At 35.1% G+C, this 15886-nt stretch carries 14 protein-coding genes and 1 pseudogene; 4 read left to right on the top strand and 11 right to left on the bottom strand.

The window, feature by feature from the left end:
• Window positions 1–24: 24 nt before the first annotated feature.
• The 4 genes from ACU8YW_RS08995 to ACU8YW_RS08980 all read right to left on the bottom strand — a co-directional run bounded on the left by ACU8YW_RS08995 (window position 25) and on the right by ACU8YW_RS08980 (window position 3672).
• Window positions 25–849, bottom strand: coding sequence for a DUF4037 domain-containing protein (locus tag ACU8YW_RS08995; protein ID WP_088062982.1), 825 nt, complete (start codon window positions 847–849; stop codon window positions 25–27).
• A gap of 93 nt (window positions 850–942) precedes the next feature.
• On the bottom strand, window positions 943–1455 hold the full coding sequence (locus ACU8YW_RS08990) for a GNAT family N-acetyltransferase (protein WP_097907871.1): 513 nt from the start codon (window positions 1453–1455) through the stop codon (window positions 943–945).
• A gap of 77 nt (window positions 1456–1532) precedes the next feature.
• A complete protein-coding gene (cysK, locus tag ACU8YW_RS08985) occupies window positions 1533–2450 on the bottom strand; it encodes a cysteine synthase A (RefSeq protein ID WP_426933775.1) in 918 nt (305 codons plus the stop codon).
• 10 nt (window positions 2451–2460) lie between these two features.
• Entirely contained in the window at window positions 2461–3672 is a 1212-nt protein-coding gene (locus ACU8YW_RS08980) for an MFS transporter (protein ID WP_426933776.1), read from the bottom strand.
• A gap of 244 nt (window positions 3673–3916) precedes the next feature.
• Between ACU8YW_RS08980 and ACU8YW_RS08975 the strand changes: the two genes are divergently transcribed.
• Window positions 3917–5557: a peptide ABC transporter substrate-binding protein gene (locus ACU8YW_RS08975; RefSeq protein WP_097889356.1), complete on the top strand. Its 1641-nt coding sequence runs from the start codon at window positions 3917–3919 to the stop codon at window positions 5555–5557.
• Window positions 5558–5598: 41 nt separating this feature from the next.
• On the opposite strand, the gene hflX is transcribed toward ACU8YW_RS08975, so the two are convergent.
• Both hflX and ACU8YW_RS08965 read right to left on the bottom strand, forming a co-directional pair.
• Window positions 5599–6858, bottom strand: coding sequence for a GTPase HflX (hflX, locus tag ACU8YW_RS08970; protein WP_061673188.1), 1260 nt, complete (start codon window positions 6856–6858; stop codon window positions 5599–5601).
• 483 nt (window positions 6859–7341) lie between these two features.
• Window positions 7342–7890 (bottom strand): netrin-like domain-containing protein, encoded by a 549-nt coding sequence (locus tag ACU8YW_RS08965; RefSeq protein WP_141542719.1) that lies wholly within the window; start codon window positions 7888–7890, stop codon window positions 7342–7344.
• Window positions 7891–8072: 182 nt separating this feature from the next.
• Here ACU8YW_RS08965 and ACU8YW_RS08960 point away from each other — a divergent pair, with 182 nt between their 5' ends.
• Window positions 8073–9056: a ketoacyl-ACP synthase III gene (locus ACU8YW_RS08960; RefSeq protein ID WP_446894052.1), complete on the top strand. Its 984-nt coding sequence runs from the start codon at window positions 8073–8075 to the stop codon at window positions 9054–9056.
• Between the two features lie 84 nt (window positions 9057–9140).
• Here ACU8YW_RS08960 and ACU8YW_RS08955 read toward each other — a convergent pair whose 3' ends face one another.
• On the bottom strand, window positions 9141–10409 hold the full coding sequence (locus ACU8YW_RS08955) for an MFS transporter (protein WP_426933778.1): 1269 nt from the start codon (window positions 10407–10409) through the stop codon (window positions 9141–9143).
• Window positions 10410–10660: 251 nt separating this feature from the next.
• Here ACU8YW_RS08955 and ACU8YW_RS08950 point away from each other — a divergent pair.
• Window positions 10661–11506: pseudogene (locus ACU8YW_RS08950) on the top strand (leucine-rich repeat domain-containing protein); the annotation flags it as partial.
• A gap of 35 nt (window positions 11507–11541) precedes the next feature.
• Here ACU8YW_RS08950 and ACU8YW_RS08945 read toward each other — a convergent pair.
• The 3 genes from ACU8YW_RS08945 to ACU8YW_RS08935 form a co-directional block, all read right to left on the bottom strand.
• The gene (locus ACU8YW_RS08945) at window positions 11542–13290 is read right to left on the bottom strand and encodes an MFS transporter (protein ID WP_426933779.1); all 1749 of its coding nucleotides are present in this window, start codon (window positions 13288–13290) and stop codon (window positions 11542–11544) included.
• A 36-nt stretch (window positions 13291–13326) separates the two neighbouring features.
• On the bottom strand, window positions 13327–13866 hold the full coding sequence (locus tag ACU8YW_RS08940; protein WP_097889509.1) for a PadR family transcriptional regulator: 540 nt from the start codon (window positions 13864–13866) through the stop codon (window positions 13327–13329).
• Window positions 13867–14041: 175 nt separating this feature from the next.
• Window positions 14042–14854 (bottom strand): polyphosphate kinase 2 family protein, encoded by an 813-nt coding sequence (locus ACU8YW_RS08935; protein ID WP_087983070.1) that lies wholly within the window; start codon window positions 14852–14854, stop codon window positions 14042–14044.
• 249 nt (window positions 14855–15103) lie between these two features.
• Here ACU8YW_RS08935 and ACU8YW_RS08930 point away from each other — a divergent pair, with 249 nt between their 5' ends.
• A complete protein-coding gene (locus ACU8YW_RS08930; protein WP_106382806.1) occupies window positions 15104–15568 on the top strand; it encodes a YozF family protein in 465 nt (154 codons plus the stop codon).
• A gap of 19 nt (window positions 15569–15587) precedes the next feature.
• Here ACU8YW_RS08930 and ACU8YW_RS08925 read toward each other — a convergent pair whose 3' ends face one another.
• Window positions 15588–15866: a hypothetical protein gene (locus tag ACU8YW_RS08925; RefSeq protein ID WP_088608706.1), complete on the bottom strand. Its 279-nt coding sequence runs from the start codon at window positions 15864–15866 to the stop codon at window positions 15588–15590.
• Window positions 15867–15886: the final 20 nt, after the last annotated feature.

Raw genomic sequence — 15886 nt, 5'->3', positions numbered from 1 at the left:
ACTCATTGTTACATCCCTTCTTTTTTACTTCGCATATTGTATACGTTTTTGTTGTTCAGTAATATGTAATTCTGGAGCATATTGTTGTACTAAATGTAATAGCTCTTCAATTAACACTTCTAACTCCTGTACACTATACTCCGGTTTCCCTATTAACGTATTTGCCATACGCTCGTATAGATTTTCAGGCTTAATAATCATTCGTTCCACATTATGTGGCATCCATTTAAATGCCGGATGATGTACATACATTTTATTCAAACCAAATAAGACACCAAATATATTTCTTTGCACTTCACAAATAACATCATATAACATAAGCCAGTCTTTTCGTTTTAAAAGCGCCTCTCGATTATGCCAGCGATTACTTAACCAAAGATTTTCTGAAATCATCCGTTTCGCTAGGTCTTCTGGATATGCCACCACTCTATCTTTTAATTCATGTACTTTCTCTTCTCCATACAAACTAACACCATCATGAACGGATGATACGATACATTGTTTTTCATAACTTATATCATATTGAACCACCACATCCGAAATAACTTTCTCTACTGTTTCAGTTAAAAAGTTACTAATCTCTAATTTAATTCCCTCTTTTGTCAAATACGTTTCCGACCATTCTTCTTCCTCGTAAGGGTGATATGACAAAATTGTTCCACCAATATAGTTAATTGGCCCTTTGCGATCCTCATCCTCTGGTGGCATTGACCATAAAATATGCAATTCTATATCTGAATGTTCATCTTCTAGTTTTCTAGCTACTGAACCCGCTAAAATAATAGCTTCGATCTTCGGATTTCTCCTATAAATCTCCGACATTTCTATTGCTTTCTCTTTTAATCCCACTTCATTTCCCCCTATAATTGCAGTACACAGTTACCTTTTCATTTATCTATTTCGATATTATGCATTGTATTCCCTTTTCAATGTCCCACTAAATCATATTTCTATCCAATAACGCTGAACAATTTCCCCAGTATGAACAGAAACTACTTCATCTTCTAACATACCGCCAACCTTTTGAATCGTTTTAGCCGAAGCGATATTAACTTTATCGCAAGTTATTAACACTTTCTGTAACCCTAACTTTTGTGCTTCATCTAATGCAAGTTGTAGTTGTTTCGTAGCGTAACCTTGACGACGTTTATTTGGATGTACACTATAACCGATATGACCGCTTTCCAGTAATAATTCTTGGTTTAATCTATGTCTAATATTCACAAAACCTATAAGTTCCCCTTTTTCAAAACTTAAAAATTGACTAGACGGTACTCGATTACCTTGTAAGTTTTCTTCCACTTCTTGTATACTCACTTTTTCAAACCATTTATCGAGAGAATCAAAATTTTGTAAAGAACTACTGCCATGTGGTTGTTCATCCGCATGTAAAAATGCCTCTCGATACTCCATAATTAGTTCGCTATATTCATTTGTCGGTTTTAATAGTTTCATTGTGTTTCTCCTCTCTTAATAACCTATAACAAACCCCTTAATAGCGCTATTTCACCATTAAGGGGTTTCTATTATTTTTATTCAAATAATCCCATACTCAAATAACGCTCACCTGTATCAGGTGCAATACATAAAACTCTTTTACCAACGCCTAATCGTTTCGCTATCATAATTGCTGCGTAAACAGATGCTCCAGAAGATGGTCCAACTAATAATCCCTCTTGTCTAGCTAAGTTTCTCATTGTCGTTAAAGCCTCTTCGTCTGCAATTTGAATAATTTCGTTATACACTTCTGTATTTAAGTTTTTCGGTATAAACCCTGGACTTGTTCCTACTAGTTTATGAGGACCTGGAACACCACCTGATAAAACGGGAGATCCTTTCGGTTCTACTACTGCAATATATAAGTTTGGTAATTTCTCTTTTAGCGTTTCCCCAGTCCCTGTAATCGTCCCACCAGTTCCTGCCGTTGCTACGAATGCATCAAGCTCGCCATCCATTTGTTCATAAATTTCAAGTGCAGTCGTATAACGATGAATATTCGGGTTTGCTGGATTTTCAAATTGTTGCGGAATAAAACTATTTGGAATTTGCTTTTGCAGTTCTAATGCCTTCGCAATTGCTCCTGGCATTCTTTGTTCTGCCGGTGTTAAAACTACTTCCGCGCCGTATGCTTTCAATAAATTTATACGCTCTTTTGACATATTGTCTGGCATAATTAAAATCGCTTTATACCCTTTCGCAGCTGCATTCATTGCTAAGCCTATTCCTGTATTTCCGCTTGTCGGTTCAATAATTGTATCTCCTGGTTTGATGAGACCATTCTCTTCTGCAACGTGCAGTAAATTATAGGCAGCGCGGTCTTTCACACTGCGTGATGGATTAAACATTTCTAGTTTTACATACACATCCGCTGCGTCTTCTGGAATAAATTTAGATAATCGGACGACAGGTGTATCTCCTATTAATTCTGTAACATTTTCACATAATTTCATAGTGCATCCCCTATTCTATCGTTTTCTTATCACTTGGTAATAACCAAGAAGTAAGTCCAATTAATGGTAGACAACTACATAGTAACATAATGAATTGTAGACTATATATGTCAGCCAATTTCCCAAGTACTACAGATCCTAAAGCTCCGAGTCCAAACGCAAGCCCTACAATTAATCCAGATACCATCCCTACTTTTCCAGGAACAAGCTCTTGCGCATAAACAACAATTACACTAAAACTACTTGAACTAATAAAACCGATACATAAAAATAACGGTACGACCCACATGAGCGAAACGTGAGGTAATAAAAGGGCAAGTGGCGCCGAACCTAGCATTGAAAATACAATAATTGTTTTCTTTCCAAATCGATCTGCTAACGGTCCCCCAAAGAAAGTTCCTAACACACCGGCAATCATAAACGCGAATACGAAATACTGGGCATTTTTTATAGATAAACCGTAATGCTCAATTAAGTAAAATTGATAGAAATTCCCTATACCAGCACCGTACCAAGAACGTACAAAAGTAAGAAAAACAAGAAGTAGAATAACAAATTTAATATGTGTACTTACAATCGCATTTTCCGCCTCAAGCGCAGCCCTTTTTTTTCTTCTCACAGCGCCAGTTGCTAATTCATTCCTATACCAATTTGATACGAAAATTAATAATACAATTCCTACTGCTGCAAAGGCTGTAAAACCTAAAGAACCAATTTGGCCGAGCGGAACGAAAATTAGAGCTGTAAAAATAGGAGCTAGGGAATTCCCTGTATTTCCTCCAACCTGATAAATCGCTTGCGCTAAACCTCGTTTTGCACCGGCTGCCATATAAGCAACACGAGCACCTTCTGGATGAAAGACTGCGGAACCTAATCCGATAAATAAAACAGAAATAATAACAATAATAAAGTTCGGTGCAAATGCAAGTCCAATCATTCCAAGCATACTCGAAAACATACCGAGCGGTAATAAAAATGGTGATGGCTTCTTATCTGAATACATACCAAAAACCGGCTGCATAATCGATGACGTCATATTTAATGCAAACGCAATCCACCCTACTTGCATATAAGATAAATTCATCGTTTTTTCCAAAATAGGAAACAATGCCGGCACGACTGCTTGCATCGAGTCATTTAAAAAGTGACCGAAACTAATCGCAAATAGAATTCGATATACCGTCGGTGTTTCCATTGTATTTTTTTTCGAAACTGCCTGCATATATGTATTTCTCCTTTCTGTACAAAATATATATTTATTACAGCAAGTGTAATAAAGTAAAACTTTAACCTCGATAAATTCTGACTTTTGAAACATTTCTATTCTATACTGGTTTCATTTCTTTTTCCAGAAATATCACTTCTTACATAATATATTTTTTCTATAAGTTTTATCGGATTTATTTATAGAAATTTTCTATATTTTCTTTTATACTAGGACAGAGATGAAGGAAAGGATGACAACTATGAAGAAAAAAACTAAAGGAATCGTTGCACTCTCAATCACATTATCTATGTTTTTAACAGCATGTGGTCAAAAACAAGAGGCAACAACTACCGGAGAAAAGAAAAAAGAATCTTCAAAACAAGTATTAAACATTGTAGAAGCTGGGGAAATTTCTACACTTGATTCATCTATCGCAACTGATGGGTTTTCTTACGCTGCATTAAACAACGTAATGGAAGGATTATATATGCCTGGCCCTGACAATAAACCTGTTCCTGCAGCAGCTGAATCATACAAGCTGAGCGAAGACGGAAAAACATATACATTTACATTACACGATTCAAAATGGTCGAATGGTGATCCAGTTACTGCACATGATTTTGAATATGCATGGAAACGTGCTGTTAATCCAGAAACTGCTTCTGAATACGCACATATTATGTTCGATATTAAAAACGCAGAAAAAATAAATAAAAAAGAATTACCAATTGACTCATTTGGTGTAAAAGCAATTGACGATAAAACGCTTGAAGTACAGTTAGAACACCCTGTTCCATACTTTTTAGGGTTAATGGGATTTGCAACATTTTATCCTCAAAACAAAAAAGTTGTAGAAGCGCAAGGGAAAAATTACGGACTTGAAGCTGCAAATGTAGTTTATAACGGGCCGTTTCAATTAAGTGAATGGAAACATGATACAAGTTATAAAATGTCAAAAAACCCGAACTACTGGGATAATAAAAATGTGAAGCTAAATGAAATCAATGTAAATATCGTAAAAGATACTTCCACAGCCGTTAATTTATTTGAAAGCAAACAAGTAGACCGGATTACGATTAATTCAGAGTTTGTCGATAAATATCAAAAAGATCCGAGCTTAAAGAAAATGGAACGTCCTTCTATGACATTTTTCCGATTTAGCCAAAAGAATCCTTTATTAGCAAACAAGAATGCTCGAAAAGCTATTTCGCTCGCTTTTGATAAACAAGGAATCGCAACAACGATTTTAAATAATGGTTCTATACCTGCGAATGCATTTGTTCCGAAAGGATTCGTAAAAGGACCTGATAATAAAGATTTTCGCAGTACAAGTAATATAAAAGTAGGAACAAATGTGAAAGAAGCTAAAACACTATGGGAAACTGCAAAAAAAGAAACAAACTTACAAAACGCTTCACTTTCAATCATAACAACTGATGAGTCTAACGATAAAAAAATTAGCGAGTTTTTAAAAGGTGAATTGGAGAAAAACTTACCTGGCTTAAAAATCACATTACAGCCCCTTCCAGTAAAAGCATTTTTAGATCGTGAAGGAAATGGTGACTATGAAATTTCACTTTCTACATGGGGACCAGATTATCCTGATCCTACAACATTCTTAAATATGTTTGTCACTGACGGACCGTTTAATAAGATGAGCTATTCAAACAAACAATACGACGAATTAATTGAGAAAACGAGCTCTACTTTAGCAACTGACTTACCAGCACGTTGGAAAGCGTTCCAAGATGCAGAGAAAGTCTTACTGGAAGATGATGCAGCTATCGCTCCAATCTTCCAATCAGGCCTGGTATATTTAGAACGTCCAACAGTAAAAGGTGTTGTTATTCGTCCATTTGCAGGAATTTATTCTTATAAGTGGGCCTCTATTACAGAATAAGAAAAAGGCGATCCTAACATATATTAGGATCGCCTTCTTTATTAAATTGCAAAACGCTTATACTTTTCGTAATCACTCGTCTTACATTCTACTTCTAGTTTTGTACCTTCGTTTTCATAACTTGTAGATAAAACGTGCGCATGATTATTGAAATAAGAAACTACCTGTCCTTGATCATACGGAATTAACATTTCACACTTCGTATACTCTTTATAGATGTGTGAACGAATCATTTCGACAAGCTCTTCTATCCCAACATGTTTCTTCGCTGATAAATAAACGCGGTCTTCTTGTACTTTCGGAATTTCAACATCTACCATATCTGATTTATTATAAGCATAAATGGTTGGAATATTTTCTACTCCAATTTTCTTTAACGTTTCATTTGTAATGTCAATTAACTGTTCGTAATTTGGGTTCGCGTAATCTACAACGTGAATAAGTAGGTCTGCTTCCGCTACTTCTTCTAACGTTGAACGGAATGCTTTCACAAGGTGATGCGGTAATTTGCTTACAAATCCAACTGTATCTGTTAATAGGAATGATTTGTTATCTGGCAAATCAATATTTCGCACAGATGTTTCTAGCGTCGCGAATAACATATCTTTTTCAAATACTTGTTTTTCTTCTGTACCATTGTAAATTTCAAGCATTGCATTCATCGTCGTTGACTTTCCGGCGTTCGTATAGCCTACTAATGCTACAACTGGTACTTCATTTTTCTTACGTTGCTTTCGCTGCGTTTGACGCTGGGCAACAAGTGCTTCTAGATCTTTATTTAAAACTGAAATCTGTTCTTCAATTTTACGACGATCTAACTCTAATTTCTTCTCACCGACACCTTTATTTTTCGTACCAACTCCGCCGCTCTGTCTTCCTAACGATTCACGAAGACCGATTAAACGTGGCATCATATACTGAAGATGCGCTACCTCTACTTGCAACTGTGCTTCTTTCGTTTTCGCACGTTGCGCAAAAATATCTAAAATTAATATGGTACGGTCAATTACTTTACAATCTAAATCTGCTTCTAAATTTCGAATTTGAGAAGGAGATAATTCGTCATTAAAGATTACCATATTCGCATCTACTTCATTTACATAAGCTGCTACTTCTTCAATCTTTCCTTTTCCAATATAATGGGACGGATTTACTCGTTGTAAATTTTGCGTCACTTGCCCAATTACCTCTACATCACAAGCTTCTGCAAGATTTGTTAGCTCTTCCATTGAATATGCAAAATCATCTTCATTACCTAAATTTACTCCAACTAAAACTGCTCTTTGTAATAATTCTTCCATATATTTATTCCTCCATTTCGATTACGTAAAATAAAAAACACAGGTTACTGCCTGTGTTTTCGTAAACGGATAAGGGTTCACCAAAGAAATAGGAGAAAGCTATACTTTCATCCTATCTCATAGTCAATAAGTCCCAAAATCATATACGCATCCACAATAAGTGTTCACCTATACGATCCCATTCTATTTATAAAGGCAAAACAAAAAGAGGGCGTATTCGTCCCTCCCTCTTTTTCACATATAAGCTTAATAAAGGGTTCCTTTAAAATAGGCAGACCAATCCCGTTCACTCTGCACACAGACAGAGCCTTTGAGCGCTATTCAATTATTGGCACAAAGTATTGAGACGTAATCTGATTAAGATCAAAGGAAGCCCCTCCGTTCATTTTAAGTTACATAAAGTGTAGCATAAGTAATTCGCTTTCACAAGATTAAACCACCTATAGAAATAGAAAGAAAATCTTTATATATTTACTTTAATCGTCATTTTTTGCGCGTTCTTCTTACAATAGAAATCACAACAGCTACTATCAATAACAGGCCTATAGAAAGAGTAACAACTTGCCACCAGCTTAAACCGTTCAACTTGCCACCTTTTAAATCGACTTTCTTCGTCGGAACAGATTCTTTTGCGATTTGACTTAAAACCACTTTGTCCGCCCCTGCCTCATCTAATCTCTTCGTTCCACTGCACATTGATGTCTCTAACTTCCCTTCTCCTCTATTAGAAGCAAAGACTAAATACTCTCCTCCCTCCCCAAAAGGAAACGTACAGCTACTAAAACTTGTATATATAATAATTTGCGAAGAGCTTGTCCCTTTCCAAATTTTCTTCACTTCAAATAACATTTCCATTTTTCCATCCTTCTCTTGAACCTCTAATACCTTACCTTCAAACACTACATCCGTTTTTTGTAACCTCTCTTCCGGTGATGCTTTCATACACTCACAAGCGTAAGACTTCTCTGGTAAAATAAAATAAATAAAGCTACAAATTAAAACTAGAGACAATACATATACGATTCTTTTCAAGAATCTCAAACCCCCTTTATGATCAATTTTAGAAGCTTTCCGTATATTATTTGGACATCACTCCTCAAATCCATTTTCGTTTTATTAAAATATATCGATTTTAATAAAACGAAAAATCTTAATTGACATTTTTATAACCTAATAATAGTATCAGGTTATAAAATAAGTTAGGAGATGTTCCCATGCATTCTAAATCTGGTATTACTGCAATTGGTACTTATGTTCCAAATCAAATATTATCTAATAACGATTTAGAGAAAATGATTGATACGAATGATGAATGGATTGTACAAAGAACAGGAATGAAGGAAAGACGAATCGCGAGCGAAGACGAATACTCCTCACACTTAGCCATTAAAGCAATTGAAAATTTATGTACAACTTTTAAAAAGAACTTAGAAGATATAGACTGTATCATCGTCGCTACAACAACCGCTGACTATGTTTTTCCGAGTGTCGCGTGTCAAATACAACAACACTTCAGCATACCTCATACAATAGCATTTGATTTAAATGCAACTTGCGCTGGTTTCACATATGGCCTGCACGTCGGTAATAGCTTAATCACTTCTGGATCACACAAAAAAGTACTTGTCGTAGCGACAGAGACATTATCTAAAGTTACTGATTACACCGATAGAACGACTTGCATTTTATTTGGCGATGGTGCTGGAGCTGTTTTATTAGAAAGAGATGAAAACAAACCAAGCTTTGTCGCTGCTCACATGGGAACAAATGGGTACGGTGGGATTCATCTATACCGAACAAACTTATCTACTACTATGAATGGCACACAACTACAAACAAATGAAAAAATCGTGCAAAATGGGAGAGAAGTATATAAATGGGCAACTCGTACAGTGCCAGCAGGTATAAAAGAACTATTACATACCGCAAATATGCAAATAGATGATATAGACTGGTTCATACCACACAGTGTTAACTTACGAATGATTGAATCTATTTGTGAGAAATCTCAAATTCCAACACAAAAAACATTAACGAGTGTGGAATTTATGGGGAATACATCTTCCGTCTCTATTCCACTTGCACTAGATTTGGCTAGAAAAGAAGGAAAATTAAATAATGGAGACACACTTTTACTATACGGATTTGGCGGTGGGCTTACGCATTTAGGGCTTATTGTGGAGTGGGATTTAAACTAAAAGTTTTTTATACAATTCACTACAAAAAAGCTGCATTCAAAGATTGGTTACCTCCCTTTGAACGCAGCTTCTTTTATCTTAACTTTATTTACCTGTCCGAGCCCATATCACAACAGGAATGAGCATGAAAGCTAACACTCCTCCAGCTAATGACAATGCCGCATAACTTGAATTCGCCACTACCATACCTGACATCGCTCCACCTGAAGCTCCAGCTAGCGCAATAAACACATCTATTTTCCCTTGTGTTTTTGCACGTGTGGAAGGTATAGTTGCATCAACAATTTGAGCAGTACCACTTATTAAACCGAGGTTCCATCCTAATCCAAGTAAAGACAAAGCAACAATTAATAGTATTAAAGAATCACTCGGCGCTATTGCAGCTATGACACCTGCCGCTAGTAAAATTACTCCGCCAGCTATACTCATCGTAGTTCTTCCAATTTTATCAATTAACATTCCTGTAACGAGAGAGGGAAGGTACATTGCACCTACATGAAAACCAATCACAAGCCCTACTGCACTTAATCCATGACCGTGATGCCCCATATGAACTGGAGTCATCGTCATAATTGCAACCATCACGATTTGAGTAAGTATCATTACGATTGCCCCAACTGTAATACCTCGTTTATTTTCTGTCGCTTCTTCTATTACTGGTTGCCCTTTATATATATGCTCTTGTTTATATGTTTCTATCATATTAGCAATAAGTAACGGATCTGGACGAAGCATAACAAATAGAACAAGACCCGCCAGTATAAATGCCGCTGCTGATAATATGAACGGACCAGCAAGTTCAGGAATTCCAATTGAATGAGCAAACCTTCCCATTACACCTACTAAATTTGGGCCTGCGACTGCACCAAAAGTCGTCATTACCATTGTAATACTAATAGCAGTTGCTCTTTGCTTCTTATTCGCTAAATCCGTTCCAGCATAACGCGCTTGTAAATTCGTAGCTGTGCCCGCGCCATATATAAGTAAAGAAACTAGTAAAAGAATAATACTATTTGTTAAAGCTGCCCCCACAACTCCGATAGCCCCTAGTCCGCCTACTATAAAACCTGCCGAAAGCCCTATACGGCGACCATGTTTTTGCGATAACTTCCCAACAAAGAAAGCCGCTACCGCAGATCCCATTGTAAACATAGCTGCCGGTAATCCTGCATATGCATCTGTCCCAAGCATTTGCTGCGCAAGAAGTGCACCTACTGTAATGCCAGCAGCTAACCCTGCTCCGCCGAACATTTGTGAGATGCTGACGATTATTAATGTTCGTTTGTATAATTTTTGTTGTTGTTCTTCTGTATATATATGATTACTTTTTAAAGCCCCCGCCTCATCTAACAAGTTCTCATCCTCCCTTTGAAATAAAATCCCCTTGTTAATGTACTATGTTTTCCATTACATATTCAACAGCATTTTCTATTCGTTCTTTTCATTCTAAAAACTTACTAACCATAGACTACTTATCTCATGCTATATTAAAAATACTACTATTTACAATATACAAGGAGAAAACACTGAAAAAAAATCTAGAATTATGTGAGGCTTGCAAACAAAACCCAGTACATAAAATAGAAGAATTCGATGAAGCAAATCAACCACAAAACTTTTTAGTTATGAATGGCAGCGTACAAATTCATGAAAATAGACTGGATGAATACGTAGACTTCATTAATACAAACAACTTTACCAATGTTTACATTAATGATCTTAGGTATAGTTTAAACCATATTAACTTTCTAGAACGCTGCCCGCAAATTGAAAGCTTACAAATTAGTAGTACATGTATTACTGATTACTCAGCTTTATATAAATTAAAAAACTTAAAATCTTTAGCATTAGAAGAACCACAAGTTCCACTAAACGTAACAGCACTAGAAAGCTATACAAATTTGGAGGAACTTCACATACAGTGGAATAAAAACATTACAGGATTCGAATCTTGTCCTAACTTAAAAGAACTATACATTTGGAAATACAAACCGAAACAAAAAAACCTTGAAGAATTAATGTCTTTACAAAAACTTGAAAAACTAAGCATTACACATGGCAATATTAACTCATTAAAGGGATGCAGAGCATTCCCAAAATTAAAGCATTTAGAAATCCATTATTTAAGAAATTTAGAACATATTGATGAAATTGAAAACAACGCTTCAACTTTAACATACATCGAATTCAATCATTGCAGTAAAATGAAAAATCACGACTATTTACGTTATTTAACAGAGTTAGAAACCGTCATTCTATCAAGTTGTGGTAACATACAAAATCTACAATTCATTAAAGAGCTACCTAAATTAAAGCAATTAAGTTTCGTGGATTCTACAATTGTAGACGGCCATTTAGAACCTTGCGTCGGAATTGATTTTGTTGGCTTTAATAATAAGAGGCATTATAGTCATAAGTTTAATGAATTAAACCCAGATTCCTCATACTAACGTAAAGAAAAACAGGCTGTTATTAGCCTGTTTTTTTACGCTTCCTCTACTACCCTTTTCCTTCTCCCTTTACTCAAAGCCTTTCCTTCCCAAAATAACAAACTTACTAACGCAAAAACTAAGATAATCGGCACACTTACTTTATATAAATCTGTAAAACTCATTGCCATCTGATTTTGAGCATAGTGATTCACATCATTCGAAAATGCGAGTACCTCTTTCTTTATATTTCCCTCTTGTTTTTCAACTTCTTTTGTCACTTGATTCATAACTTCTTCTCTTTTTACATCTCTATATTCTACTGGAATTTCTCTTAATACTTCATCCACTTTTTGGTGAATTAATGCATCTTTTTTCTCTTTATTTAACCCTACAAATGTTTTATTTTGATGCTTTTCTACACTTGGTTCTATACTTTGGTTCTCTATTTTTTCTTTTGTTACTTGTAGTATTTCAGCTTGCTGTGAGCTATCCACATGAATATTATGCACTTTTTCTTCTGCATAACGATATACATTCTCTTTATTTACAGCTAAATTATGCGTTAAGTTAGATACAAATATTGCAACTGCTAATACAATTCCTACTTGCCGCAACATCGAGACAACACTTTGAGAAGCGGTTAATAATTCCCCTTCAAACGAAGAAGCACTTAAAACTGTAATTGGACCTACTACTAAACCATACCCAACACCTAATATCATACATGGAATAATAATTTCTATATTTGTTGAATTAACATCAATCATTTGCAACCAATAATAAGATAAGCCCATAACAAGAAAGCCTGACAAAATAATAGTTACTTTTCCGAGTTTTTTAATTAAAGTTGCTGCAACTGGTGAGACAAAAAATATCATCGCTGAAATAGGTGTCACTAAAAAAGCTGCTTCAATTTCCGTTCGGCCTTGTATTTTCGTCAAGAACGTCGGAAGCAATACAGTAACTCCAATTAAAAATAAATTACTTAATATGACAACGATAGACGCTCCGACAAACATTCGATCTTGAAATAACTTTAAATTCACCATTGGATTATGAATCTTTCGTTCTACTAAAACAAATAGAATAAGAGAAATAGTGCTAATTGCATAACAAGACAAAGCAATATTACTTTGCCATCCCCATGTATTGCCTTTTACTAATATGAGAGTAAAAGAAAAAATTGCTGTGCTACTTAATAGCAATCCTATCCAATCTATTTTTGAGATAATACGTTCTTCATTTTTTATTTGTAGCATAAAGCAGCATAAAATGATTCCAAGAATACAAATTGGAACATTTACGAAGAACACCCATCTCCAACCGAAATTTTGTGTAATAATTCCACCTATTACTGGTCCCATCGCAGCTGATAGTCCTTGTGTTACGCCTAAAATTGCAAGTGCAACATGCCTCTTAGCTAATGGCATTGCAGATACACCAATTACCATACTAGTTGGAAATAAAATCGCCGCACCTACACTTTGTATAAAGCGAGAAAAGATAAGAAAATCGCCCGTATTAGCAAAAGTACAAAGTACTGACCCGCCGCCAAAAATTATCAAACCAAGAATATACATCTTTGCTTTCCCAAAAATATCAGCTATCCGTCCAAGCGGGATAGCGAGTACTGCTATTGTCATTGTATAAACATTTAATACCCAAGACATCTTTTCTAGTGAAGTATTTACACTCGCTTGTATCGCTGGTAAAGCTATATTCATAATTGTCGTATCAATCATACAAAGAAATATACCTAAGCACATTAAAAAGACAATATTAATACCCTTTGATTGCTCCATGTTCATCTACCCCTTTATTTATTATGAACGTGTTTTTTATTCTTCCATTTTATTTTGTTCTTTTGCTTCTAGTTGCTCTAGTTTTCTTTTCAATGTCTCTACTTGAGCACTATACGATGCAATACCTACATCGAGTGAAATTTCCTCAACAAAAGTAATACCTTCTCTCCACTTTTCATATTTCAAACGAAGATCCGCAATATATGCTTCTTTCCTTTCAATTTCGTCCGCAATCCATTTTTTTATTGCCTTGTCATCGCTATAATTACCGAAATACATCCTCATTAAAAAATCTGAACGTAAAACATCTTTCTCTACATCTGTTTGCATGTACTGATAAAACTCTTCACGCCCTTCATCTGTAATAAAGTACATTTTCTTATTCGGTTTCCCTTCTTGCATAATAACCTCTTTCTTTATTTTCCCCTCTTTTTCCAACTGTCGTAACGTTGGATAAATCATTCCAAAACTCCCATCAAAGAAATGAGTAAATACGTCTTCAAACACAATTTTAATATCATAACCAGACATTTCTTTTCCCATTAACAAGCCTAAAACAACATCTCTTCCCTTCAAAATAAAACCTCCATACTGTATATAATCAATAATCATATTAACAATGTTAATATGATTATTGATTATATACCTCATTCCGTTAATTGTAAAATGTTTCTAAATAAAAACACCCTGTAATTTTATTATCTAAAATTACAGGGTGGCTCTACTTTATATTTCATATACAAGCTTTGTACTATTTTACAACTTCATCTTGAATAGTTTCAAAGCCTTCTGTCTTTCCATCTTTTATTTCATAATAATACGAAGGTAATTCTATATTATGTTCTAAGAGGTAATCCTCAATTAATGAAATAATAACTTTCAACGTTTTCAAACGTGCGTATAATTTATCGTTACTTGCGATAATTTGCCATTTCGCATTTGGCTTATTTGTTTTTTCAAACATGTCTTCCATTGCTTCAACATACTCGTCCCACTTTTCACGATTACGCCAATCTTCGTCTGTAATTTTCCATCTTTTCAAAGGGTTTTTCTCTCTATCTTTAAACCTCTTTAATTGTTCATCTTTACTAATATGATAGAAGAACTTCCCGATTATATAATGATCATCTGTTAATAGTTTTTCAAAATCATTAACCTCATCATACGCTCTCGTCCACTCCTCCTTTGTAGCAAAACCTTCAACACGCTCAACTAACACGCGGCCGTACCATGAGCGATCAAAAATAGTAATTTGCCCATACTGAGGAAGTTTTCGCCAGAAACGTTGCAAGTAGTGGTACCGTTTTTCATGAGGTGCTGGTGCTCCGATTGGATTTACTTGAAACCCGCGCGGATCAAGATGTTCCGTCACTCGCTTAATTGCTCCGCCTTTTCCAGCCGCATCCCAGCCTTCCATAACGAGCATAACTGCGATTTTTTCTTCTTTTACTATTTGCTGCAATGCTAATAAGCGCCTTTGATATTTTTCAAGTTTCTTATTGTACTTAGATTTCGATTCAATTCTTTTCGTTACATCTACGTTAGCAAGATATCCATTTTCCATAAAACAAATCCCCCTTGTTGTATGACAATGATATTTTAACATAATATTGGAAAATTTTCTCATCAGAAAAAACTGTGTAGAAAAATCTCTACACAGTTTTCATAAAGAATACAGCAGTTAATTTTCGCATTTAAAATGTAAATTACATTCATGAGGGTCATAAATATCACCTTACATTATATGGTATATACTCACATAAAGAGAAGATACTAATAAATAAATCCGTTACAGAATGGGAGCTCTCTAAAAATGAAAAGAAAAATTTTCTCTCTCTTTGCACTAATCTGCTTCGCACTACCAATACAAGCAAGTGCTTACACATTTCAATCACTACCAATTGAATCAAAGTCAAAACAGTGGTATATCGAAATTGATAAATCTCATAACGCAAACAAGCAAGCAGCGCAGCCAAAAAAGGGGGTATATGATACATATAGTTTACTCATAAAAAACATCGGTAATGATGTATCAAATGTATCAGTGGAAATACTTGATAACACTCCTACCTCTAAAGCTATTTTTAATCCTACTACGTTACATAACAACGTTTCTAAAAGTCAGACAAGCTCTGACTACATCGTATTCCCTTTAGACTTTAATAGCCATAATTTTAAAGTCGTCATTACTTGGGAAGAAAAAAATTTCTCATACAACGGTCATCCGGTAAATGAAGGGAAACAAATGAAACAAACATTTGTATTTAATGAAGAGTAAGCCCTAATTTGATTCGGGCTTACTCTTCATTTACAAAACCAGATTGAATTGCTTCTGTCACTTCTTTTGTGATATCCAGTTTTGTTGCATCGGTGCTAATTTTCTTATGCCAAATATGTACGGAAGGCTTTTCGTTACAAAAATGTTTTATTAATACTAGTTGGTTATATGCTAGCTTATTTTCTCTATGGGTAGCAATATAGACTGTGAAATTTTTTGCTTCAAAGACCTTTTCCTGCAAAGTGTATTGGCTGTCCAATTCCTTTACTACTACATCGTTCAGGTTTTCTATAATCATATAAGTTATTCTCCTTCCCC

This window comes from Bacillus pretiosus (assembly GCF_052947655.1).
The sequence above is the reverse complement of the archived record's forward strand: the minus strand, read 5'-3'. Positions and strand labels throughout refer to the sequence as shown.